At 68.1% G+C, this 22142-nt stretch carries 21 protein-coding genes and 1 pseudogene; 9 read left to right on the top strand and 13 right to left on the bottom strand.

The annotated features are described in order from the left end of the window. The 5 genes and pseudogenes from OXR08_RS12130 to OXR08_RS12150 all read left to right on the top strand — a co-directional run. A pseudogene (locus OXR08_RS12130) lies at positions 1-149 on the top strand (dihydrofolate reductase); the annotation flags it as partial. A gap of 22 nt (positions 150-171) precedes the next feature. Continuing rightward, positions 172-1098 carry a bifunctional riboflavin kinase/FAD synthetase gene (locus OXR08_RS12135; protein ID WP_112381291.1) on the top strand — a complete coding sequence of 309 codons (927 nt, stop codon included), beginning with the start codon at positions 172-174 and terminating at the stop codon, positions 1096-1098. Positions 1099-1161: 63 nt separating this feature from the next. After that, a complete protein-coding gene (ileS, locus tag OXR08_RS12140) occupies positions 1162-4008 on the top strand; it encodes an isoleucine--tRNA ligase (protein ID WP_267350178.1) in 2847 nt (948 codons plus the stop codon). Continuing rightward, positions 4001-4522: a signal peptidase II gene (gene lspA / locus OXR08_RS12145; RefSeq protein WP_112381289.1), complete on the top strand. Its 522-nt coding sequence runs from the start codon at positions 4001-4003 to the stop codon at positions 4520-4522. Before ileS ends, lspA begins: the two co-directional genes overlap by 8 nt. Then, complete coding sequence (locus OXR08_RS12150) at positions 4515-4925, top strand: DUF3035 domain-containing protein (protein WP_112381288.1); 411 nt, start codon at positions 4515-4517, stop codon at positions 4923-4925. The genes lspA and OXR08_RS12150 overlap by 8 nt, the downstream gene beginning before the upstream one ends. A 76-nt stretch (positions 4926-5001) precedes the next feature. On the opposite strand, the gene OXR08_RS12155 is transcribed toward OXR08_RS12150, so the two are convergent. From OXR08_RS12155 to OXR08_RS12170, 4 genes are all read right to left on the bottom strand, one after another. Next, complete coding sequence (locus OXR08_RS12155; RefSeq protein ID WP_267350182.1) at positions 5002-5826, bottom strand: TorF family putative porin; 825 nt, start codon at positions 5824-5826, stop codon at positions 5002-5004. A 187-nt stretch (positions 5827-6013) separates the two neighbouring features. Then, positions 6014-7306 carry a mechanosensitive ion channel domain-containing protein gene (locus OXR08_RS12160; RefSeq protein ID WP_267350184.1) on the bottom strand — a complete coding sequence of 431 codons (1293 nt, stop codon included), beginning with the start codon at positions 7304-7306 and terminating at the stop codon, positions 6014-6016. Beyond that, complete coding sequence (metC, locus tag OXR08_RS12165; protein ID WP_267350186.1) at positions 7303-8496, bottom strand: cystathionine beta-lyase; 1194 nt, start codon at positions 8494-8496, stop codon at positions 7303-7305. Before metC ends, OXR08_RS12160 begins: the two co-directional genes overlap by 4 nt. A 1-nt stretch (position 8497) precedes the next feature. Further along, the gene (locus tag OXR08_RS12170) at positions 8498-9337 is read right to left on the bottom strand and encodes a sulfurtransferase (protein ID WP_267350188.1); all 840 of its coding nucleotides are present in this window, start codon (positions 9335-9337) and stop codon (positions 8498-8500) included. A gap of 97 nt (positions 9338-9434) precedes the next feature. Between OXR08_RS12170 and queF the strand changes: the two genes are divergently transcribed. The 3 genes from queF (at position 9435) to OXR08_RS12185 (ending at position 13604) form a co-directional block, all read left to right on the top strand. Further along, positions 9435-9881, top strand: a complete 447-nt coding sequence (gene queF, locus OXR08_RS12175; protein ID WP_112381756.1) for a preQ(1) synthase — start codon at positions 9435-9437, stop codon at positions 9879-9881. A gap of 123 nt (positions 9882-10004) precedes the next feature. Next, positions 10005-12272, top strand: coding sequence for a glycosyltransferase family 4 protein (locus tag OXR08_RS12180; protein ID WP_267350190.1), 2268 nt, complete (start codon positions 10005-10007; stop codon positions 12270-12272). Positions 12273-12320: 48 nt separating this feature from the next. Continuing rightward, a complete protein-coding gene (locus tag OXR08_RS12185) occupies positions 12321-13604 on the top strand; it encodes a glycoside hydrolase family 130 protein (RefSeq protein WP_267350192.1) in 1284 nt (427 codons plus the stop codon). Here the strand turns inward: OXR08_RS12185 and OXR08_RS12190 are convergent. Beyond that, the gene (locus OXR08_RS12190; protein WP_267350193.1) at positions 13579-15552 is read right to left on the bottom strand and encodes an oligopeptide transporter, OPT family; all 1974 of its coding nucleotides are present in this window, start codon (positions 15550-15552) and stop codon (positions 13579-13581) included. The two genes, OXR08_RS12185 and OXR08_RS12190, sit on opposite strands and share 26 nt — an antisense overlap. 223 nt (positions 15553-15775) lie before the next feature. Here OXR08_RS12190 and OXR08_RS12195 point away from each other — a divergent pair, with 223 nt between their 5' ends. Beyond that, the gene (locus OXR08_RS12195; RefSeq protein WP_267350194.1) at positions 15776-16624 is read left to right on the top strand and encodes a hypothetical protein; all 849 of its coding nucleotides are present in this window, start codon (positions 15776-15778) and stop codon (positions 16622-16624) included. A gap of 225 nt (positions 16625-16849) precedes the next feature. Here OXR08_RS12195 and OXR08_RS12200 read toward each other — a convergent pair whose 3' ends face one another. The 8 genes from OXR08_RS12200 to OXR08_RS12235 form a co-directional block, all read right to left on the bottom strand. Further along, positions 16850-17638 (bottom strand): SDR family oxidoreductase, encoded by a 789-nt coding sequence (locus OXR08_RS12200; protein ID WP_267350197.1) that lies wholly within the window; start codon positions 17636-17638, stop codon positions 16850-16852. Between the two features lie 19 nt (positions 17639-17657). After that, complete coding sequence (locus tag OXR08_RS12205) at positions 17658-18803, bottom strand: acyl-CoA dehydrogenase family protein (RefSeq protein WP_267350198.1); 1146 nt, start codon at positions 18801-18803, stop codon at positions 17658-17660. A 124-nt stretch (positions 18804-18927) separates the two neighbouring features. Continuing rightward, positions 18928-19404, bottom strand: coding sequence for a hypothetical protein (locus OXR08_RS12210; protein WP_267350200.1), 477 nt, complete (start codon positions 19402-19404; stop codon positions 18928-18930). A gap of 10 nt (positions 19405-19414) precedes the next feature. After that, on the bottom strand, positions 19415-19816 hold the full coding sequence (locus OXR08_RS12215; protein ID WP_267350202.1) for a hypothetical protein: 402 nt from the start codon (positions 19814-19816) through the stop codon (positions 19415-19417). Next, positions 19813-20196, bottom strand: a complete 384-nt coding sequence (locus tag OXR08_RS12220) for a hypothetical protein (protein ID WP_267350204.1) — start codon at positions 20194-20196, stop codon at positions 19813-19815. Before OXR08_RS12220 ends, OXR08_RS12215 begins: the two co-directional genes overlap by 4 nt. A gap of 35 nt (positions 20197-20231) precedes the next feature. After that, on the bottom strand, positions 20232-20546 hold the full coding sequence (locus OXR08_RS12225; RefSeq protein ID WP_267350206.1) for a hypothetical protein: 315 nt from the start codon (positions 20544-20546) through the stop codon (positions 20232-20234). Positions 20547-20602: 56 nt separating this feature from the next. Further along, complete coding sequence (locus tag OXR08_RS12230) at positions 20603-21046, bottom strand: CoA-binding protein (RefSeq protein ID WP_267350208.1); 444 nt, start codon at positions 21044-21046, stop codon at positions 20603-20605. A gap of 90 nt (positions 21047-21136) precedes the next feature. Next, positions 21137-22087, bottom strand: a complete 951-nt coding sequence (locus OXR08_RS12235) for an Mrp/NBP35 family ATP-binding protein (RefSeq protein ID WP_267350210.1) — start codon at positions 22085-22087, stop codon at positions 21137-21139. Between the last annotated feature and the right edge of the window lie 55 nt (positions 22088-22142).

Below are 22142 nucleotides of genomic sequence, written 5' to 3' on the forward strand. Positions count from 1 at the left end.
ACCGGATCGAGCTGACCGAAGTGCACGGCGCGCCCGAAGGGGATGCGGTGGTGCCGCCGTTCACCGGCTGGCGCGAGGTGGCGCGCGAGGATCACGGTGCGGAGGGCGACCGGCCGGCGTACAGCTACGTCACGCTGGTGCGCGGGTGACGGGCGTTCTATAGCGCGCGCCATGCAGCGTCTTGACGGTGACGCGCCCGTTCCGCCGATGCTGGCCGGCGGGATCGTCGCGCTCGGCAATTTCGATGGGTTTCACCTCGGTCATCAGGCGGTGGTCGGGGCGGCGGTGGCGCGCGCGCGGGGCGAGGGGCGACCGGCGATCGTCGCGACCTTCGACCCGCATCCGGTGCGCCTGTTCCGACCCGACACGCCGCCCTTTCGCCTGACCACGCTCGCACAGCGCGCGCGGTTGTTCGCGGAGGCCGGCGCCGATGCGATGGTGGTGTTCCGCTTCGACGAGGCACTGGCGGCGCTGTCGGCGGAAGCGTTCGTCACCGAGCGGCTGATGGAGCGGTTGCGCGTCGGCGGGGTGGTGACGGGGGAGGATTTCACCTTCGGCGCACGCAAGAGCGGCAATGTCGCGATCCTGCGCGCGCTGGGTGCCGTGCACGGCTTCTCGACGCAGGCGATCGGCCCGGTGACGCTGGACGGAGAGCCGGTATCCTCCAGCCGCATCCGCGCGCACCTGCGCCTGGGCGAGGCGCGCGCCGCGGCACGGCTGCTGACCCGGCCGTTCGCGATACAGGGACTGGTGCAGCACGGCGACAAGGTAGGGCGCACGATCGGCTACCCCACCGCCAATGTCGACATGGGCAAATATCTGCGCCCGGCCTACGGCATCTATGCGGTGCGCGGGCGGCTGGCGGACGGGCGCGTGCTGGACGGCGCGGCCAATCTGGGCATCCGGCCGAGTTTCGACCCGCCCAAGGAATTGCTGGAGCCGCATTTCTTCGACTTTGCCGGCGACCTGTACGGCGAGCGGATCGAGGTGGAGCTGGTCGACTATCTGCGGCCCGAGGCGAAGTTCGACAGCCTGGACGCGCTGGTGGCGCAGATGGATGCCGATTGCGCGCGCGCCAGAGCGATCCTGCGCGCCTGATTTCGCGGGCCCGATTCTGGAGGGCTGACGGCGCCCGGCAAAGCCGCTAAGGGCGGCAGACTTATGACCGACACGCCCGAGGCCGCCAAGGATTGGCGCGACACCGTCTTCCTGCCGAAGACCGATTTCCCCATGAAGGCCGGGCTTGCCGCCAAGGAGCCGGCGATCCTGGAGCGCTGGGCGAAGATCGGGCTGTACCAGCGGCTGCGCGCCGAGCGGCAGGGACGCGAACGCTTCATCCTGCATGACGGCCCGCCCTATGCCAATGGCGACATCCATATGGGTCACGCCATGAACAAGGTGCTGAAGGACATCATCGTCCGTTCGCAGACCCTGGCCGGCAAGGACGCGCCCTATGTGCCCGGCTGGGACTGTCACGGCCTGCCGATCGAGTGGAAGGTCGAGGAAGCCTATCGCGCCAAGAAGCAGAACAAGGACGAGGTGCCGGTCGCGCAGTTCCGTGCCGAATGCCGCGCCTATGCCGACAAATGGGTCGGCGTGCAGCGCGCGCAGTTCGAGCGGCTGGGAGTGATGGGCGACTGGGCCGACCCGTATCTGACGATGACCTATGCCGCGGAGGCGACGATCGTCGGCGAGCTGTTGAAGTTCGCCGAGTCGGGGCAGCTTTATCGCGGCGCCAAGCCGGTGATGTGGTCGCCGGTGGAAAAGACCGCGCTGGCCGAGGCCGAGGTCGAGTATGAGGATATCGTCTCGACCCAGATCGATGTCGGGTTCGAGATCGTGGAAGCGCCGAATGCGCCCGAACTGGTCGGCGCGCATGCGGTGATCTGGACGACGACGCCGTGGACGATTCCGGTGAACCAGGCTTTGGCCTATGGGCCGGAGGTCGTTTACGAACTGATCGAGTGGAACGATCGCCGGTACATCATTGCGGCGGACCTTCAGGCAACGGCGCTGAAGCGCTGGGGCTTTGATCCGACCGAGGCCGGATCGCGCAGCCTTGGGCAGTTCAAGGGCACTCAACTCGAAGGCGCCGTCGTGCGTCACCCGATGCACGCGCTCGGCGGCTTCTTCGCCAAGCCGCGGCCGATGCTGCCGGGCGAATTCGTCACCACCGATGCGGGTACGGGTCTGGTCCACATGGCGCCCGATCACGGCGAGGACGACTTCCTGCTGTGCAAGGCGCATGGCATCGAGCCGGTGTTCGCGGTCGATGGCGCGGGGCTGTACCGCGCGGACTGGGCCTGGCTGGGTGGCCAGGGATCGGTGATCAACAAGAAGTTCGTCGCATCCGATGGGCCGATCTGTTCGGACCTGCGCGATGCCGGCGCGCTGCTGGCGGCGTCGGACGACTTCAAGCACAGCTATCCGCATTCGTGGCGGTCCAAGGCGAAGGTGATCTTTCGCGCGACGCCGCAGTGGTTCATTCCGATGGACCGCGCCGAGCAGGCTGAGCGCGCCGCTCCTGTCCTGACCACCGGTGACCCGGCCGACCTGCAACTTGGCCATGCCCAGGGCAACGGTGCCACGCTGCGCGAAACCGCGCTGGATGCGATCGGGCGGACGCGGTGGGTGCCGGCGCGTGCCGAGAACCGTATCCGGTCGATGGTCGAAGGGCGGCCCGACTGGGTGATCAGCCGCCAGCGCGCCTGGGGCGTGCCGATCGCGCTCTATGTGCACCGCGCGACGGGCGAGTATCTGAACGATCCGGCGGTCAATGCGCGGATCGTGGAGGCCTTCCGCGAAGGCGGGGCGGATGCGTGGTTCACCGCCGATCATCAGGCGCTGCTGGGCAGCGGCTATGATCTGCACGAATATGAGCCGGTCAACGACATTCTGGACGTGTGGTTCGATTCGGGTTCGACCCACGCCTTCGTGGTGGAGGCGCGGTTCGGCGAGGGCACGCGCGCGAACCTGTATGTCGAGGGGTCCGACCAGCATCGCGGCTGGTTCCAGTCGTCGCTGCTGGAGAGCTGCGGCACGCGGGGGCGGGCGCCCTATGACGCGGTACTGACCCACGGCTTCGCGCTCGACGGGCAGGGCCGCAAGATGTCCAAGTCGCTGGGCAACGTCGTCGATCCGCTGAAGGTGATCGGCGAGTCGGGTGCCGACATCCTGCGCATCTGGGTGGCCTCGGTCGATTATTTCGAGGACGTCCGCATCGGCAAGGAAGTGCTGGCGACCGCATCGGACAGCTATCGCAAGCTGCGCAACACTTTCCGCTATCTGCTCGGTGCGCTGGACGGGTTTGCGGAGGAAGAGCGCGTCGCGGTGGAGGCGATGCCGGAGCTGGAGCGCTATGTGCTGGCGCTGCTCGGGCAGCTGGACGCCGAATTGCGCTCGGCGGCGGATGCGTTCGAGTTCAACCGCTACTTACGCGCGCTGACCGATTTCGCGAACGAGGACCTGTCGGCCTTCTTCTTCGATATCCGCAAGGACGCGCTCTACTGCGATGCGGCCGACTCGCTGCGCCGTCGTGCCTATCGCACCGTGCTCGACACGCTGTTCCATACGCTGGTCCGTTATGCCGCGCCGATCATCTGCTTCACCGCCGAAGAGGTATGGCAGGCGCGCTATCCGTCCGAGGACGGATCGGTGCACCTGCTGGAATGGCCCGAGCTGCCGGCATTGCCGGGCGACGATGCGCTGTCGACGCGCTGGGCCGAGGTGCGGTCGCTGCGCACGCGGGTGACCGAGGCGATCGAGCCGCTGCGCCGTGAAAAGACCGTGCGGTCGTCGCTGGAGGCGGAGGTGTCCGTGCCGGCGCTGCCGCTGGCCGAGGATGCGCTGGCCGAGGCGTTCATCGTCGCGGCGGTCCGCCCCGGCGACGGCGTGAGCGTGTCGCGCACCAATTACGCCAAGTGCGGGCGCTGCTGGCGGCACCTGCCCGAAGTGAGCGCCGATGGCGGCCTGTGCGACCGGTGCGATGCGGTGGTGACGCATGGCTAAGCTTCCCCGTACCGGGCTTCTCGTCGCGCTGGCGCTGTTCATCGCCGACCAGGCGAGCAAGCTGTTCGTCACGCAGGGGCTGGGCATCCGCTATCTGGGTGACGTGCGCGACGTGCTGCCGATCTTTGCGCTGCGCTTCGTGCCCAATTACGGCATCTCGCTGGGGCTGCTGACCGCGGACGGGACGCTGCAGCGCTGGGCGCTGGTGGCGTTGACCAGCGCGATCGCGGTGGGCGTGGCGGTGTGGATGACGCGCGAGCGCAACCGGGCGGACCAGATCGCGCTGGGATGCGTGCTGGGCGGGGCGCTCGGCAATATCCTGGACCGGGCGCGGCTTGGCTATGTCGTCGATTTCGCCGACCTGCACTTTTCAACCCCGTGGAATCCGGATTGGCGACCGTTTTTGGTCTTCAATGTCGCCGATGCGGCGATTACGATAGGCGTTCTGGTTCTGCTGGCCCGCGCCCTGTTGGTGCGCGACAAGGCTGCCCCTGTGGAGAATAGCAATGCGTAAGTTGGTGCCCGTGATCGCAGGTCTGTCCTGCGCCGCGCTGCTGGCGGGCTGTGGTGGCCGTGGGGGTCTGGACCGAGCGCGGCCCGACGAGTTCGCGGTGGCGCGCCAGGCGCCGCTGGTGATCCCGCCCGATTTCGCGCTGGTCCCGCCGCAGCCGGGTGCCGCGCCGCAGGCGACGGGCGGGCAGCAGCAGACGCTGGACGCGCTGTTCGGCGGCCGCGCGCAGCGCAGCGCCGGCGAGCAGGCGGTGGTTGGCGCCGCGGGCGACGATGCGGCGGATGCCGGCATCCGTTCGTCGGTGGGCGATCCCGAAACCAATGTGGTCGACAAGGGCACCACGACCCGCGACATCGTGGCGGCGCCCGAGGGTGACGGCCAGGACGCACGCGCCGGCGCCCAGTAAGCTTCCCGGGGCAAACGAAAAGGGGGCGGCTTCCGCTATGGGAAGCCGCCCCCTTTTTCGCGTCCTGCCGATGGGATCAGAACGCGGCGGTCAGCGAGAACAGCACGGTGCCGTTGGCGATCGACTTGCCGCCCGGTTCCTGGAACTTCGAGAAATTCGGCTGGAGATAGGCGGATTCGGCGCGGGTGATGTCGGTGTCGATATAGGAGACGTTGAAGGTCAGGTTCTTGTACGCGACCACGTCGGCGCCGACGCCCCAGTCCCAATATTCGCCGGTGGGGGCCAGGCTGGTGCCGTTGGGGCCGAGGCCGGGATTGCCGTCCGAATAGCCGATATGCGCCTTCAGCGTGACGGGCGTGTTGGGGACGGCCACGACGCCGTCACCGGTCAGGTAGACATTGTGCTGGCGCTGCCCACGGCTGAACGGGGTGTTGGAGAAATTGCCGAGCGAAGTCTGCTTGGGCGCGTAATAGACGCCGGCGGTCAGCGTGGCGGGCCCCGCGACGCCGGACAGGCGACTGAAGAATTCCACCACGTCCGACTCGGACGCGCCGCCCGGATAGGTGTACCAGGTCACGCCCGCATCGACGGTGGCGGAGCCGACCGTGGTCTTGTAGCCGCCGATCGCATCGAGTTCGAGATTGGCGCCGCCGAACGTGCCCCAGCCGGCGAGGTTCGAGGCGAAGGTGCCGATATAGAAGCCGCTTTCATGAGCGACGGTCAGTGCGCCCTGCACGGCGGCGTTCCTGTTGGTCTGGGATATGCCGCGCAGGCGATAGTCGGTCAGCACCGCGACGCTGCCGCTGACCGTGATCGGCTCCGGCGGGGCGGTGTCCTGGGCGAAGGCGGGGGTGGTGACCGCCAGCATGAGGCCGCCCAGGAGTAGAGTGGAGAAGCGCATCGTTTCCCTTCCAAACGGAGAAGTCGATGTTCTCACCTGCATATCGCCGGATGCAGCGTCTGTTGGCGGCTGGAAGCCGCCTGCGCTGTCTATTCGGCGATGTCCGATTTGTGACAGCGGCTGTTGCGGTGCACAAGACGATTCTCGCGTCGGTACGCTTGTGACGTGACCGGATGTTGCGCCAGGGTCACAGCGGCGGCGGCGTGTCTTTCGGAGCATGGGGCGCGGTGCGGATGTGCACGTCGCGCTGCGGATAGGGCAGGGTGATGTCGTGCTCCTTGAACAGCCACCAGAGGCGGTTCAGCACGTCGGAGCGGACATTGCCGACGCCGCTCTCGGGATCGCTGATCCAGGCGAGTATCTCATGCTCCAGCGCATAGTCGCCATAGGACATCAGCCAGATGGTGGGCTTGGGGCTTTTCAGGACGCGGGGCGACTCGGCCGCGGCGCGCAGCATGAGTTGCTGGGCGAGGCGCAGGTCGGCGTCATAGGATACGCGAACGGGGATGCGGACGCGCACGTTGCGATCGGAATAGGACCAGTTCTCCACCTCCTGCGTCATCAGGTTCTCGTTGGGGATCAGGTGTTCCTTGCCGTCGCGGGTGACTATGGATACGGCGCGCACGCCGATCTTGTTCACCCAGCCGATCTCCTGCCCCAGCGCGATGACGTCGCCGGGCTTGATCGAGCGATCGAGCAGCAGGATGATGCCGGCGATGAGGTTGCCGATGGTCTTTTGCAGGCCGAAGCCGACGGCAAGGCCGAGGCCGCCGGAGAAGATGGCAAAGGTGGTCAGGTCGATTTCGAGGAGGTCGGTGCCGAAGAAGAAGGCGGCGACGACGATGGCGATGCTGGCGAGCTTCTGGCCGAGCAGGCGCTGGGTGGGGTCGAGGCCGCGGGCATGGGCGATCCAGTGTTCGACCACGCGGTTGGCGAGCCGGACGACCGCGTAGAGCGCGACGACGGTGACCAGCATGGTGACGAGGAGCATCAGCGAGAAGCGGCGGGTGCCGATGTTGAAGCCGATCGCCTCAAGCACGCGGATGATGGGGGCAAGGCCGCCGACCGCCTGGCTGAACAACCCGACGAACAGCATCGCCGCGGCCGTCCACGCCATCCACCGCGGCAGGCCGAGGCCGCGCAGCATCTGCACCGCGGCCAGCGCCGCCGTCACGCCCAGAGCCAGCCCGATCGGTGCCTGCGCCCAGGGCGACCAGCGCCACGCCGCCGACAGGATCGCCAGCAGCACGGCCGAGGTCAGATAGCGGGTGATGGTACAGAGCCGGCCGGCGACAAGCTCGCCATGATTGGCCGCGTGGCGCGTCCAGAAGCCGGCGAAGCGCGGGCCGGCGACGCGGCCCGCCACCGTGCCGGCGCCGAGCATCGCCAGCATCAGTCCGGTGGCGATCGCCGCCTCGATCCCCTCGGCCCGCGACGGGAGGTCGAGCCCGTTGGCCTGAAGCCATTCGGGAAGCGTCATCCCAGCGTCGCGCGGAACCGGGCCAGCCCGCGCTCGAGATCGGCGATCAGGTCGGCTGTGTCCTCCAGCCCGATCTGGAGGCGGACGATGGGGCCGGCGAAAGCGGTGCGCGCCACCGAGCGGATGCGACCAACATCGACCGGCGTGGCGAGGCTTTCGAAGCCGCCCCAGCTATAGCCGATGCCGAACAGTTCGAGCGCGTCGATCAGCGCCGCCCGCGCCGCCTCGCCGCCGCCGTTCAGGACAAAGGAGAAGAGGCCGCTGGAGCCGGAAAAGTCGCGTGCCCAGATGTCGTGGCCGGGACAGGTGGGAAGGGCGGGGTGCAGCACCTCGGCCACCTCGGCACGGTCCTGCAACCAGCGGGCGATGGTGAGCGCGCTTTCCTGATGCCGGTCGAGCCGGACGGCCATGGTGCGCAGGCCGCGACTGCCCAGCCAGCTGTCGTCCGGGCTGGTGACCTGGCCAAGCTGGAAGCTGGTATCGCGCAGCGCCGCAAAGCGGCCGGGCGCGGCGGTGACGGAGCCGAGCATCACGTCCGAATGGCCGACGATATATTTGGTGGCGGCCAGGATGCTGTAATCCACGCCCTTGTCGATCGCGGAAAAGAACAGCGGCGTCGCCCAGGTATTGTCGAGCAGCGTGACGATGCCGCGCGCCTTCGCCACCGCGACGATCGCGGGCACGTCCTGGATCTCGAAGGTCAGGCTGCCGGGGCTTTCCATGAAGATGGCACGGGTACGGTCGCCGATCAGGTCGGCGATGCCGGCGCCGATCAGCGGATCGTAGAAGCGGGTGGTGATGCCGAAGCGGTCGAGCAGCGACGCGGTCATCGCACGGGTCGGCTCATAGGCGCTGTCGACCATCAGCAGTTCGTCGCCGGGCGACAGCACCGCGAGCAGCGCGGCAGCGATGGCGGCGACGCCGGAGGGGTAGAGGAACGTCGCCTCTGCCCCCGGCTCCAGGCTGGTCAGCGCATCGGCGAGCGACCACTGGGTCGGCGTGCCGCGACGGCCATAATAGAGACGGTGATGCGTGTCGCGGCCGGCACTGGCGCGCAGATCGGCGATCGATTCGTAGAGGATCGTCGAGGCGCGCCAGACGGGCGGGCTGACGATGCCGGTGGTCCATTCCTTGCGCCGGCCGGCCTGTACCACGCGCGTGGCCGCACCCAGCGTATCGTCGTCCTTCATGTCAGTCCTTTGCCTTTGGCGTGTCGGGATGGCTGCCCCATTCGGCCCAGCTGCCGTCATAGACGACCATGGCGTGGCCGAGCAGATGGGCGCCGAAGGCCAGCACGGTGGCGGTGATGCCCGAGCCGCAGGTGGCGACGATGGGGCGGTCGAAATCGACGCCGGCCTCTGCAAAGGCGGCCGCGAGGGCTTCGCCGCGCTTCCACCGGCCATCCGGTTCGAACAGCCGGGCATAATGGAGGTTCTGCGAACCGGGGATGTAGCCGGGGATGACGCCGGCGCGCGGTTCCGGCTCCGTACCGGCAAAGCGGGCGGGCGAGCGGGCGTCGATCACCTGTTCGGCATCGGTGGCGAGGTTCGCCTGCATTTGGGCAAGGGTTCGCAGATGCGCGGCGGGCGGATGGGCAACGAAGTGGCCGGGGGCGGGGGCGGGTGCCGCGACCTGTTCGATCGGCAGGCCGGCCGCTTGCCAGGCGGGGAGACCGCCGTCGAGGATGGCGACGTTTGCCGCACCGAAGCTGCGCAGCATCCACCAGCCGCGCGCGGCGCTGTGCAGGGGAGACTGGTCGTACACGACGATGCGGTCGTCGGTGTTGATGCCGAGGTCGGCCATCGCGGTGGCAAAGCGCTCGGGCGAGGGCATCATCATCGGCAGGCTGGTGTCGGGATCGACCAGATGGTCGAGATCCATGAAGCGGGCGCCGGGGATATGGCCGTGATGAAACAGACGCCGGGACTGTTCGCCGCCGGGATCGCCGAGCAGGTGGGTCGCATCGAGCAGGCGGATGCCCGGATCGTCCAACAGCGCCGCCAGCGCCTGCGGTGTCAGCAATGCGTCCATCGTCACCTCCAGCGCGAAAGTCCCTATCGGGCCTGTCCGTCGCCGTCGATAGGAAGCGGGCGTTGGCGTCGGGCGCGACAGGCCCTACATGGCGGGCATGAATCCCATGCATCTTGGACAGACCAGCACGCTTCCCGCCAGCCCGGACGAGGCGGTGCTCGACTATGTACCCAATCCCCGGCCTGGCCGGACGTATCTGGTGCGTTTTGCGGCGCCGGAATTCACCTCGCTCTGCCCCGTCACGGGCCAGCCGGATTTCGCCCATCTGGTTATCGATTACGTTCCCGGCGAAACGATCGTCGAGTCCAAGTCGCTGAAGCTGTTCCTGGGCAGCTTTCGCAACCATGCCGGTTTCCATGAGGATTGCACGGTCGGCATCGGCGAGAGATTGTTCAATGAAATGAAGCCGGTATGGCTGCGGATCGGCGGGTATTGGTATCCACGCGGCGGCATTCCGATCGACGTGTTCTGGCAATCGGCGGCGCCGCCTGCCGCGCTTTGGCTGCCGGATCAAGGCGTTTCAGGGTATCGCGGGCGCGGCTGATCGCAGGGGCCGCGCGGCTCATCCTGCATTGCAACAGAAATGCAACCAACCCCGTCCTCGACTGTTCATCCCTCCGCAAGGTTTCGGGCAGGTTCATGTCCGGCGATGTCGAGGGTTGGCAGGATGGTGACGACGGATGGCGCGATGATCGAACGGCTGGCACTGATCGGCAATTTCCTGCCGCGGCAGTGTGGCCTCGCGACGTTCACGACCGATGTGTACAAGGCGATGCGGGACCGTTTCCCGGACATCGCGGTCGATGTCTATGCGATGGACGACCATCCGGGTCGCTACGCCTATCCGTCCGAAGTGACGGGCACGATCCCCCAGAACGACCGTGTGGCCTATCTCGACACCGCCCGCCGGATCGAGGCGAGCGGCGCGCAGGCGATCTGGGTGCAGCATGAATATGGCATCTATGGCGGCGCGGCCGGCGAGCATATCCTGGCGCTGCTCGACCGCACCACGCTGCCGCTGATCGTCACGCTGCATACCGTGCTCGAAAAGCCGAGCGTCGATGAACGCCGCGTGCTCGAAGGACTGTTGCAGCGTGCCGCGCGCGTGGTCGTGATGGCCGAGCGCGGTCGCGAAATCCTGCAGCGCGTCTATGGCGCCGATCCGCGACAGATCGTGATGATCCCGCACGGCGTGCCCGACCGGCCGCTGGTCGCCGCGGAAGCGATGAAGGATGCGTTCGGCTGGCAGGGCCGCAAGGTCGTGCTGACCTTCGGCCTGCTGGCGCCGAACAAGGGTATCGAGACGATGATCGAAGCGCTGCCCACAGTGGCGCAGCGGCATCCCGAACTGCTCTACGTCGTGCTGGGCGCGACGCATCCCAACCTGATCGCGCATGAGGGCGAGGCATATCGAGACCGTCTGAAGGCGCTGGCGGAAAGCCGCGGCGTGGCGGACAATGTCGCCTTCATCGACGGGTTCGTCGAGCATGAGGAGCTGCTGGATTATCTCCAGGCGGCGGACATCTATGCGACGCCGTACAGCAACCCGGCCCAGATCACGAGCGGGACGCTGTCCTACGCGGTGGGCATGGGCAAGGCGGTGATCTCGACGCCCTATGTCCACGCCACCGAAATCCTGGCCGATGGCCACGGTGTGCTGGTCGATTTCAACGACCATGAAGCCTTTGCACGGGAAATCGATCACCTGTTCTCTATCGAGCAGGACCGTAATCGTCTGTCGCAGCGCGCCTATGAGCGCGGGCGGACGATGATCTGGCCACGTCTGGCCGAAGCGACGCTCACGGAGATCAAGGCAATGGTGGCGACGCGCCCTAGACGGATGGTGCAGCAGGCACCGGCGATGAAACCCCTGGCGCCGGATTTCGCCGCGGTGGAGCGGATGAGTGATGCGACGGGGATGTTGCAGCATTCGATCTATTCGATCCCGGACCGCCGGCATGGCTATTGCATCGACGACAATGCCCGCGCGCTGATCTTCATGAGCGCGATGAGCGATCTGGATCCGGTGGTGCGTGACAAGTGGACGACGATCTACGCATCGTTCCTGCAATATGCGTGGAACCCAGAGGCGCGGCGCTATCGCAACTTCATGCGCTTCGACCGGACGTGGTGCGAGGATGTCGGGTCGGAAGATTCGAACGGCCGGACGCTGTGGGCGCTGGGCATCACCGCACGCGACGCGCAGTTGCAGAAGCATCGCGACTGGGCAGGGGCGATGTTCGATTCGACCGCGTCGCTGGCCCTGGAACTGGGGTCGCTGCGGGCGCAGGCCTTTGCGCTGCTCGGAGCGGCGGCGATGGTGGAGGCGAAGCCCGGCCATCAACTGGCGCGCACGATCCTGCAAAGCCTGCCCGACATTCACCTGGAACTGCTTGCCGAGGCGCGCCGCCCGGAATGGCAGTGGTTCGAGATCGTGCTGGCCTATGACAATGCGCGCGTGCCGCAGGCCCTGATCCGTGCCGGCAAGGTGCTGGGGCGGCAGGACCTGATCGATTGCGGCATCCAGACGCTGGACTGGATCGTCGGCAAGCAGACCTCGCCGGAGGGGCGTTTCCGGGCAGTCGGCACGGAAAGCTTCGGGCGGCCCTATGCCGAGCCGTTGCAGTTCGACCAGCAGCCGCTGGAAGCGCAGGCGACGGTGGAGGCATGCGAGGCCGCCTATGAGGCGACCGGCGACGCGCGCTGGATCACCGAGGCGCAGCGTGCCTATGGCTGGTTCCTGGGGCATAACGACCTGGACCTGCCGCTTGCCACCTCGGCCGATGGCGGATGCTTCGACGGATTGATGCCGGGTGGCCTCAACCGCAACCAGGGGGCGGAGTCGATTTTGGCGCTGCAACTGGCAAATTGTGCGATTGCGGGGCTTTCCCAAGCTACCTCGAACGTGGCAGGAGCGTCGCGCGTCGTCGCCTGAGAGCGGGGATGTGTTGAAGCTGCGGTTTACGGGCGAGACGAAAGCACGATGGATCTGTTCAACCACCGGCTGCGCCTGCACGCCGATCCTTCCCGCGTCGTGGTGCGGCCCTTTCACATCGCCTGGGCGGGCGGCATCGGCGCGCCACCCAGCCGCACCGAGCGGCTGGTCGCCGAAGTGCTGGAAATGTCCGCCGAGGAGGCCCGCAACCAGCTCGAAATCGTGTTGAAGGATTTCGAGGCGCGGCATTGGCAGACGCGGCGCGTGTTCATGACGCGCTACGACCAGATCGAGGACCTGCTGGGGCTGGACGGCAGCACCATCGGCGACGAGAAGCGCCAGCTGATCGGTGCCTATTTCTGCCACGAATACAGCTATGCCGCCGCCGCGCTGATGAACCCCAGTGCGGTGCCGCATTTCGACCAGTCGGGCATGCCACCGGGATCGCAGCGCATCCTGATGTCGATGCGCGCGGTGGGCGAGGGGCATATCTCGTCCGTCGCGTTTCGCGAAGGCATCATCACCGACCAGAACCAGTTGAAGCTGGCGCCCGAGCCGCCCTTCGCCACCGCGACCGACGTGGTGGGCGCGGGCGAGAACGAGGTGCCGACGGGGCAGGTGACGGTCTATCGCCACCGCGATTCGACGCTGTCCGGCACCGTCATCTTCCCGATCACCAAGGCCCAGTCCAAGGGGCTGGAGGACATGCGGATCGTGCGGTTCGAGCATGAGGACGGCACGTTCGAGTGGATCGGGACCTATACCGCCTATAATGGCTCCGAGATCCAGTCGGAGCTGATGCGGACCAAGGATTTCCGTGCCTTCGACCTGGTGCCGATGACCGGCTCGGCGTCTCGCAACAAGGGCATGGCGCTGTTCCCGCGCAAGATCGGCGGGCAATATATGATGATGGGCCGGCAGGACGGCGAAAACCTGTTCCTGCTGAAGTCCGACAGCCTGACGCACTGGGACGAGGGCGAGAAGATCCTGACCCCGGTCTTCCCGTGGGAGCTGGTGCAGATCGGCAATTGCGGACCGCCGATCGAGATCGACGAGGGCTGGCTGCTGCTGACCCACGGCGTCGGCGCGATGCGCAAATATTCGATCGGGGCGGCGCTGCTCGACAAGAACGATCCGTCCAAGGTGCTGGGCCGGACGCGCGAGCCGATCCTGGCGGCCAAGGACCAGGACCGGGAGGGCTATGTGCCCAACGTCGTCTATTCCTGCGGCGCGATCCGGCATGGCGATTCGCTGTTCCTGCCGTACGGCATCGCGGACAGCTCGATCGGCTTCGCCTTTGTGGCGATCAGCGAGCTGCTGGCGGCGATGTGAGACGGACGCTCCGCCGCGTGAAGCGGTAGAGCGCCCCGACCAATGCGAGAAAGACGAGCGTGCCGGCCGGCAGGGCCACGGCGGCGAAATCGTCGCCGACCAGCGCCAGCGGCGCATCCGAGCCGGTCGCATAGACGATGACCGCGAAGGCGACGCCCCACAGGCTTTCGCCGACGATCATGCCGGTGGCGGTCAGCACGCCCATGCGGACCGCCGCCTCCGGATCGCGCTGGCGCAGCGCCCAGCGGTCATAGACCCAGCCGATCACCGCACCCAGCACGACCGGCAAGGTCACCGACATGGGCAGATAGATGCCGAGCCCGATGCCGAGCGGCGGCAGGCGGAGCAGGCGGGCGCGGCCCAGCCCCTCGTCGAGCGCGATCACCGCGACGCCGATCGCGGCACCGATGCCGATCATCGTCCAGTTGAGGTCGCCGCCCAGCACGCCCTTGGCAAGGGCCGAGATCAAGGCGGCCTGCGGAGCGGGGAGCGCGTTGGGGCCGGCGCCGGGTGCACCGGCGAAGCCCAGCGTGCCGTTCAACAGCTCCAGCACGGGCGGCACTACGATGCTGCCGAAAACGACGCCGATGACGAGTGCCACCTGTTGTTTCCAGGGGGTGGCGCCGACCAGTTGCCCGGTCTTCAGGTCCTGAAGATTGTCGTTGGAGATCGTCGCCACGCCGAAGACGATGCCGGTGACGATGAGGGCATAGGCGACGAGCGCCTGCGTCGTCTCCGGCGGGGTGCCGCGGCCGAACAGGCCGACGAGCAGCAGCGCGGCGGCCAGTACCGATAGGATGCCGATGCCCGATACCGGGCTGTTCGATGCACCGATCAGTCCGGCCATATAGCCGCAGACCGCCGCGATCACGAGGCCGATGACCAGCACGAACAGCAGCGCGCCCGCGATCAGCGGGATCGCGGCGCCCGCCAAGGGGCCCGCCGCCACCACGCTCCACAAAAGTGCGGCGATCGGGACGAGCAGGCCGAGCGAGATGAGGGCGACGAGGCCGATCGGCAGGTCGCGTTCGGACATGTCGAGAATGGTGCCGCTGCGCCGGGCCTGCGAGGCGGCGACGGAGGCGCGGATGCCGCGCAGCACGGGCCCGATGATACGCAGCAGCGTCCAGATCGCGGCGACGCCGATGACGCCCGCGCCGAGGAAGCGCACGTCGCGGCTGAACACGCCGCCCGCCCATTCGGCGACGCTGCCGGTGGAGGGCGCCATGGCGGTGAGGATGGGCAGCGCGATCCACCAGCCGATGACGACGCCGGCGAACATGGCGAGCCCGACCGACAGGCCGACCAGGTGGCCCGCGCCGATCAGCGCGAAGGACAGTCCGCCCGCGATGCCGGTGGCGCCGGGGCCGGCGCGGAACCACAAGGCGGCCTCCGCGACGGCGAGGCGCGTCTGGGTGAGGATGGCGAACCCGGCCGAGACGAGCGCGTTGACGAGGATGATGCGCAGGCCGCGTGCGCTTTCCGCCTCGCCCTCGCGGCTGCCGGCGCCGATCTTGAGCACCTCGGCGGCGGCGCGGCCCTCGGGATAGGGAAGCGTGGTGTCCACCACCAGCGCGCGGCGCAAGGGTACCGAGAACATCACCCCCAATATGCCGCCGGTCATGGTGATGCCGGCGGTGAGCAGGAAGGGGAAGCCGTTCCACCAGCCGATCATGACGAGGCCGGGCAGGACGAAGATGATCGCCGCCAGCGTGCCGGCGGCGGAGGCGACGGTCTGGACGATGTTGTTTTCCAGGATCGTCGCGCCGGGCAGGTAGCGCAGGATCGCCATCGAGATGACCGCGGCCGGGATCGAGGTGGCAAAGGTCAGCCCGACCTTCAGCCCGAGATAGACGTTCGCGGCGGTGAAGAGCAGCGTGATGAGCCCGCCGAGCGCGATACCGCGCAGCGTGAGTTCGGCGGGGGAGCGCGAGTCGGGCGGGGTCATGGGCGGTCGGTCCGGGCAATCAGGCTGGAAGTGGACACTACATCCCCCATGCCGTGTCCACTTACCATTTTTGCAATCGTGATCTGCGGACGGTGTGCGGCGGGGGAGCAGGCTGGCATGACGCGAGGCTATGCCAGGCGGGGGCGTGTAGGACAGCGCTTTTTGCGCTTGCCGGGGCTGCACGCATCGGCGAGCGTGGGGGCGCCTGGGGAGGGAAGTGGGAATGGGGATGCTGAACACGGTGCTGATGCTGTTGGCGGTGCCGCAGGCGCAGGCGGCGCCCCCGACCACACCGACCACACCGACCACACCGACCGCACCGGCCGCACCGGCCGCACCGGCTGGTGACGCACGGCGGCTGGATCAGGTCGCATGGCTGGGGCGGATGCTCTACACCTTTGACCGTGCGGCCTGGGTCAGCACCGATGCGCTGCTGGCGAAGGTGTCAAAGGACAAGCTGGCCGGCGTCGGCGGCTATGTGGTGGAGCCCGGCGAGGGGGAGGTGCTGCACGTGACCTATTATATGGGCACGGGCGATGCGGCGCGGGCGTTCTTCGTGGCGGATGTGCGGGGTGGCAAGGTGACCGCGAGCACCATGCTGGCCGCGCCGACACCGCTGACGCCTGCACAGGCGATGCTGGCGCGGGCACGCGACGTGGCGGCAAAGGCTGCGGTCGAGCGCGGGTACAAGCCGTGTACGTCGGCCCCGTTCAACACGGTGGTACTGCCGCTGGGCAAGGACGGGCCGACCGCAGTCTATCTGCTGACCCCGCAAAAGGATGCGCAGCATTATCCGATCGGGGGCCATTTCCGGGTCGTGGTCGGGCCGGACGGCGCGGTGTTGGCAAAGCGGCCGTACAGCGTCAGTTGCCTGTCGGTGCCGCTGGCGAAGCTGCCCAAGGGCGCCGCGCCGGTGGCGTTGACGGTGAATTACCTGTTGGAGCCGACGCCGTCGGAACTTCATGTCTTTGCGTCGTACAATCTGGGATTGCCGCTGGTCGTCGCCACGTCCGACAATTCGGTCTGGCAGGTGGCGGGTAGCCGGATCACCAAGGTGCCGCCCGCCAAGTGACGATGCGGGCGGGGCGTTGGTGCGTTCGTCTTGAGGCGGCGATCGGTCTCTCGATACGCCGTCTCGATACGCGGCTGCGCCGCTACTCGACGGCTACTCGAGACGAACGGGTGGTTGGGGCGAACGGGTGGTCGGGGCGAACGGGTGGTCGGGGCGAACGGGTGGTCGGGGCGAACGGGTGGTCGGGGCGAACGAATGCTTGGGACGGGCCGGCGGCCTTTTGCCTCAGGCGTCGATGCGGGTGCCGATCGCGGCGTTGACCAGGCCGCCGTCGACGGTCAGCGTCTCGCCCACCACATAGTCCCCGGCGCGCGACGCCAGATAGATGGCGGCGCCGGCCATGTCCTCGGGCTCGCCAATGCGGCCGGCGGGGATCGCCTGGGCGACCGCGTCGCCGTGGTCGCGGGCGGCCTTGTTCATGTCGCTGGGGAAGGCGCCGGGGGCGAGGGAGGAGACGACGATGCGGTCGCGGATCAGGCGGGCGGCCAGGCGGCGGGTGAGGTGGATCAACGCCGCCTTCGACGCCTGATAGCTGTAGGTTTCCCAGCCGTTCAGCCGCTGGCCGTCGATCGACGTGATGTTGATCACCTTGGCAAGCGGACCCGCGGCGCCCGCGGCCTTGAGCATCGGATGCAGCGCCTGGGTAAGGAAGAAGGGGGATTTGACGTTGAGCGTCATTACCTTGTCCCAGCCGGTCTCCGGAAACTCCTCGAACGCCATGCCCCAGGCGGCACCGGCATTGTTGACGAGGATGTCGAGCCGGCCCTCGCGTGCCGCGATCTCGGCGGCGAGCGCGCGGCAACCCTCGATCGTGGAAACGTCGGCGGGCAGGGGGTGGGTATCCCCGCCGATCGCTGCGGCGGCTTCCTCGCACGCCTCGGCCTTGCGCGAGGCGATATAGACGCGCGCGCCCTGTGCGGCGAAGCCGGCGGCGATCATCCGGCCGATGCCGCGCGAGCCGCCGGTGACAAGAGCGACGCGACCGTCGAGGCGGAACAGGGTGGTGGTGTCCATGATGGGTGTCCTCCGGGGATCAGCCGCCGCGCTTGAGCGTCTCGCGGGCGATGATGAGCTGCTGGATCTGGCTGGTGCCCTCGTAGATGCGGAACAGGCGAACATCGCGGTACAGCCGCTCGATGCCGTAATCCGCGATATAGCCGGCGCCGCCGAAGATCTGCACCGCCCGGTCCGCGACGCGACCGACCATTTCCGAGGCATAATATTTGGCGGCGGCGGATTCGAGCACGACATCCTCGCCCCGATCCTTGGCGGCGGCGGTATCGAGAACAAGGGCGCGGGCGGCGAGCGCCTCGGTCTTGGAGTCCGCCAGCATCGCCTGGACGAGTTGATGCTGCGCGATCGGCTGGCCGAACTGGCGGCGGTCCGAGGCATAGGCGACGCAATCGGCGATCAGCCGTTCGGCAACGCCGACGCAGACCGCGGCGATGTGCAGGCGCCCGCGGTCGAGGACGCGCATGGCGATGCGAAACCCTTCGCCTTCCGCGCCGAGCCGGTTGGCGACGGGGACGGGCACGTCGTCAAAGGTGACGTCGGCGACCTTTGCGCCGCGCTGGCCCATCTTCTTTTCGGGTGTGCCGATGGTGATGCCGGGCAGGTCGCGGGGGACGAGAAAGGCGGATACGCCACGCGCGCCCGGATCGTCGCCGGTGCGCGCCATGACGGTGAACAGGTCGGCACGGTCGGCATTGGTGATGTAACGCTTGGTGCCCGACAGGCGGTACACGTCGCCGTCGCGCACCGCGCGCGCCTTTACCGCACCGGAATCGGAGCCGATGTCCGGCTCGGTCAGCGCAAAGCTGGTGATGATCTCGCCACTGGCGATGCGGGGCAGCCATGTTTCCTGCTGCTCGGGCGAACCGGCGATGACGAGACCCTGGCTGCCGATGCCGACATTGGTGCCGAAGGCGGAGCGGAAGGCAGGCGTCGTGCGGCCCATCTCGATCGCAACGCGCGCCTCCTCCGCCATGGTGAGGCCGAGGCCACCATGTTCCGGCGCGATCGACATGCCGAACAGGCCCATCGCCTTCATTTCGGCAATGATATGCGCCGGCACGGCGTCGTCCGCCTCGACCTGCGCCTCCAGCGGGCGCAGGCGCTCGGCAACGAAGCGGCGTAGCTGCGCGATCAGCGCGTCGAAAATATCGGCATCCAGCGCCATGCCCTTGGCATCCTCATCCTTTGCGCAGAAGCGTAGCGGGGTGGATGCCAGGGTGCAAACCCGATGTTCGAAAAATGGCAACGACGGCGGATTGCGGCCTGCCTCAACCGTTCCGAGTTGTCGATCAGTCGAGCGGGATCGGAATGCGCCGGGCCTTCTCGGCCTTGGAGGCGCGGGGGCGCTTCACCTCGGCGACGATATCGCGAACGAGCGCGAGGGGATCGCCCTCTTCGCCGGGGGCGCAGCAATCGTCGGTCGGGTCGATCAGCTTGGCAACCAAGCGCGCGGCGGCGACGCCGGGACCGAGGATGTTGAAGCCGACCTGGCAGCCTTCCAGCCGTGCGACGCAGGGTGCGGCCGCGGCGCCCAGCGCGCCTTCGCCGGTGAGATAGGGATTGGAGGCGAGCGGGCCGACGGGTGCGCGCTCGTCGGGCAGCGGCAGGCGATCGTCGGCGGAACGGCGCGCACAGACGAGGATATCGGCGCCCTCGGTGCGGGGGCAGGGATCCGGATTGAGGATCGACCAGCTTTTCGGCGCATCGGCGGCGGGCAGCGGGGTGGCCGCCGTCTGGATCAGGAGCAGGGCGGCAAGGACGGGCATGGGCGGAGCCTCAGGGTTGCAGCGGGGGAAGGGGCGGATCTTCCAACGGGATGGCGACCCGGCCTCTCTTGTCCGGCTTGGGCGCGGCGGCGCTGCGGATCGCGGAGGCGAGCGCGCCGATCACCGGGGCGATCGGCAGCATGACGCCCGTCTGGCATCCCCATTGCGATGCGGCGCAGGGCGTTGCCGCAGCGGCGAGGGCACCGGCCCCGTCGACCTTGGGGTTGGAGGGGGCGGGGCGGTCGGACGGGCCCCAATCCGGTTCGCGCTCGCGGCAGATGACGATCTCCTGCCCTTTGGCCTGCGTACCGGGACAGCCGGCGAGGATCGACCAACTGCTCTTCTCGGGCGCGCTGCTGGCGCTGGTGGCGGGCTGCTGCTGGAGCAGGACAAGCGCGGCGAGCAGGATCATGGCGCGGGCTTGCGCAGCGTGGCGCCGTGCACGGACCCGTCGCCGCCGACCGTGGCACTGACCCCGGCCATGCCGCCGCCGACGAGGAAGGGGCTTTTCTCCTGGATCGGATTGGTGCGCGCGAGCAGTGCCTCCCGCTCGACACGGACGGGTTGACGGCGGGGGTCGCCGGGATCGTTGATGGTGAAGGGCACGCGAAAGCGATCGGCGTTGCGCAGGCCGCAAACGGTGATGTCGGTGCTGTGCGGATCGTGGATGCAGCGGCGTTCCGGGGATAGCCTGGCGGCTGCCTGTGCCATCATCCCCTGTGCGTCCTGCAGCATCATCAGGACGAGACCCAGTGCCAGCATCGCCGATCCTCCCAAACCGGCGTCGATCATGCCCGGTTCGGGATCATTGTGCCAGCGCGATCGGCTCAGTTGGTCAATTCTGCACGGAGCAGCGTGCGCGGCTTGCGGGTGCAGACGCGGGCGCCGACGACCGAGCAGCGGCTGCCGTCATCGCCGATCGCGCGGGCCTTGGCATCGGGATCGAGCGCATCGTCATCGTCGAGGCGGAAGGGGGAACGGGTGGGCTCGGTACCGCAGTCCGGACCTTTGCAGGCGGCGCTGAGGCGGGTGCCGGCATGCCGCATCAGGTCGCGGCGGGGGAGGTCGTGGGAGGGCAGGGCGGCGCCGATCGCGTCACCGGTTTGGAAGCTCAGCAGCAGCAAAGCCATCACCGTCATCATCGGCGCCTGTCCCCCTTATCGTCCAGCCCTCTACCTCGACATCTGAACCCGGGGGATCAGTTGCCGGTTGCGTCGGTAATCGGGGCGACCCCCAGACGGGGTATGTCGATGGCCGGGCAGCGGTCCATGACGACCTTCAGCCCGGCGGCCTCGGCACGCGCGGCCGCCTCTTCGTTGATGACGCCCAGTTGCAACCACACCGCCTTGGCGCCGATGGCGATCGCCTCGTCCACCGCCTCGCCCGCGGCCTGGGGGCGGCGGAAGATGTCGACGATGTCGATCGGGTCGCCGAGCTGGGCGAGTTCGCGAAACACGAATTCGCCGTGGACATGCTCGCCGGTGATCTGCCGATTCACCGGGATCACGCGGTATCCGTGATCCTGGAGCCGTTTCATCACCCCATAGGAGGGGCGATCCGGGCGGTCGGATGCACCCACCATCGCGATCGTGCGGGCGCTTTCGAGCAGCGCCTTGATCTCGGCATCGTCAGACAGCGGCATGGATGCATCCCGACCGGGGGAAACCTGGTCCGCTCGTGCCCAGCGGGGGCACGACCGGTGACATCATAACGTGTTACCCCCGGATTGGTTTCATGCGCGCGCAAGCCATGCGTTCACCTGTGCGGCGATCGGCGCGAACACCATATCGTCCGCCTCGGCCGCGGGCGGGCGGCCGGCATCCGATGCGGTGCGGATCGCGACGGTGAGCGGCACCCGGCCGAGAAAGGGGATGTCGAGGTCGTTGGCGGCGGCCTCCGCACCGCCGAGCCCGAACGGGTCGGAAAAGCCGCCGCAATGCGGGCAGCAATAGCCGGCCATGTTCTCGACCAGGCCGATGATCGGGATGCCGGCCTTGGCGAACAGGTCGATCGCGCGGCGCGCGTCGATCAGCGCCAGATCCTGCGGGGTGGAGACGATGATCGCGCCGGCGGGGCGATGCTTCTGCACCATGGTGAGCTGCACGTCGCCGGTGCCGGGCGGCAGGTCGAGCACCAGCGTGTCGCTGGCCCCCCAGTCGCCGTCGACGAGCTGGCCGAGCGCGCCCGCCGCCATCGGCCCGCGCCACGCGATCGCGCGGTCGGCCTCCACCAGCTGGCCCATCGACAGAAGCGGCACGCCGTAAGGGGTGGGAACCGGTTGCAGCTTGCCGTCATGCGCCACGGGCTTTGTGCCCTCCGCCGCCATCAGGCGCGGCTGCGAGGGGCCGTATATGTCGGCATCGACCAGCCCGACCCGGCGCCCCGCACGCGCGAGCGCGATGGCGAGATTGGCGGACAGCGTCGACTTCCCGACGCCGCCCTTGCCACTGGCGACCGCGATCAGCTTGCGGCCGATCCGCTCGGCGGTGACGACGACGCGCACCTCGGTGACACCCGGCCGCCTGGCGGCGGCGCGGACGTCGGCCTCCATCCGGTCGCGCGCGCCCGCATCGAGCCCCGTCGCGTCCAGCACGATGCCGGCTTTGGTGCCCTCCATGCGGATCGCGGCGCGCTTGCCCGCCACTGCGGCCACCGCCGCCTTTACTTCATCGATCAGTGCCATGGCGGCCAGATAGGATGCTTGTCCCCGCTTGGCACTGTTTTTGTCGCGCGACCCT

This window comes from Sphingomonas sp. GM_Shp_2, from assembly GCF_026540875.1.
In the GTDB taxonomy this organism is placed as follows: Bacteria; Pseudomonadota; Alphaproteobacteria; order Sphingomonadales; family Sphingomonadaceae; genus Sphingomonas; species Sphingomonas carotinifaciens.

Excerpts from the sequence above, each read along its gene's own strand:
- OXR08_RS12135 (WP_112381291.1), top strand. The coding sequence starts at position 172 with ATGCAGCGTCTTGACGGTGACGCGCCCGTTCCGCCGATGCTGGCCGGC.
- ileS (WP_267350178.1), top strand. The coding sequence starts at position 1,162 with ATGACCGACACGCCCGAGGCCGCCAAGGATTGGCGCGACACCGTCTTC.
- lspA (WP_112381289.1), top strand. The coding sequence starts at position 4,001 with ATGGCTAAGCTTCCCCGTACCGGGCTTCTCGTCGCGCTGGCGCTGTTC.
- OXR08_RS12150 (WP_112381288.1), top strand. The coding sequence starts at position 4,515 with ATGCGTAAGTTGGTGCCCGTGATCGCAGGTCTGTCCTGCGCCGCGCTG.
- OXR08_RS12155 (WP_267350182.1), bottom strand. The coding sequence starts at position 5,826 with ATGCGCTTCTCCACTCTACTCCTGGGCGGCCTCATGCTGGCGGTCACC.
- OXR08_RS12160 (WP_267350184.1), bottom strand. The coding sequence starts at position 7,306 with ATGACGCTTCCCGAATGGCTTCAGGCCAACGGGCTCGACCTCCCGTCG.
- metC (WP_267350186.1), bottom strand. The coding sequence starts at position 8,496 with ATGAAGGACGACGATACGCTGGGTGCGGCCACGCGCGTGGTACAGGCC.
- OXR08_RS12170 (WP_267350188.1), bottom strand. The coding sequence starts at position 9,337 with ATGGACGCATTGCTGACACCGCAGGCGCTGGCGGCGCTGTTGGACGAT.
- queF (WP_112381756.1), top strand. The coding sequence starts at position 9,435 with ATGAATCCCATGCATCTTGGACAGACCAGCACGCTTCCCGCCAGCCCG.
- OXR08_RS12180 (WP_267350190.1), top strand. The coding sequence starts at position 10,005 with ATGGTGACGACGGATGGCGCGATGATCGAACGGCTGGCACTGATCGGC.
- OXR08_RS12185 (WP_267350192.1), top strand. The coding sequence starts at position 12,321 with ATGGATCTGTTCAACCACCGGCTGCGCCTGCACGCCGATCCTTCCCGC.
- OXR08_RS12190 (WP_267350193.1), bottom strand. The coding sequence starts at position 15,552 with ATGACCCCGCCCGACTCGCGCTCCCCCGCCGAACTCACGCTGCGCGGT.
- OXR08_RS12195 (WP_267350194.1), top strand. The coding sequence starts at position 15,776 with ATGGGGATGCTGAACACGGTGCTGATGCTGTTGGCGGTGCCGCAGGCG.
- OXR08_RS12200 (WP_267350197.1), bottom strand. The coding sequence starts at position 17,638 with ATGGACACCACCACCCTGTTCCGCCTCGACGGTCGCGTCGCTCTTGTC.
- OXR08_RS12205 (WP_267350198.1), bottom strand. The coding sequence starts at position 18,803 with ATGGCGCTGGATGCCGATATTTTCGACGCGCTGATCGCGCAGCTACGC.
- OXR08_RS12210 (WP_267350200.1), bottom strand. The coding sequence starts at position 19,404 with ATGCCCGTCCTTGCCGCCCTGCTCCTGATCCAGACGGCGGCCACCCCG.
- OXR08_RS12215 (WP_267350202.1), bottom strand. The coding sequence starts at position 19,816 with ATGATCCTGCTCGCCGCGCTTGTCCTGCTCCAGCAGCAGCCCGCCACC.
- OXR08_RS12220 (WP_267350204.1), bottom strand. The coding sequence starts at position 20,196 with ATGATCGACGCCGGTTTGGGAGGATCGGCGATGCTGGCACTGGGTCTC.
- OXR08_RS12225 (WP_267350206.1), bottom strand. The coding sequence starts at position 20,546 with ATGATGACGGTGATGGCTTTGCTGCTGCTGAGCTTCCAAACCGGTGAC.
- OXR08_RS12230 (WP_267350208.1), bottom strand. The coding sequence starts at position 21,046 with ATGCCGCTGTCTGACGATGCCGAGATCAAGGCGCTGCTCGAAAGCGCC.
- OXR08_RS12235 (WP_267350210.1), bottom strand. The coding sequence starts at position 22,087 with ATGGCACTGATCGATGAAGTAAAGGCGGCGGTGGCCGCAGTGGCGGGC.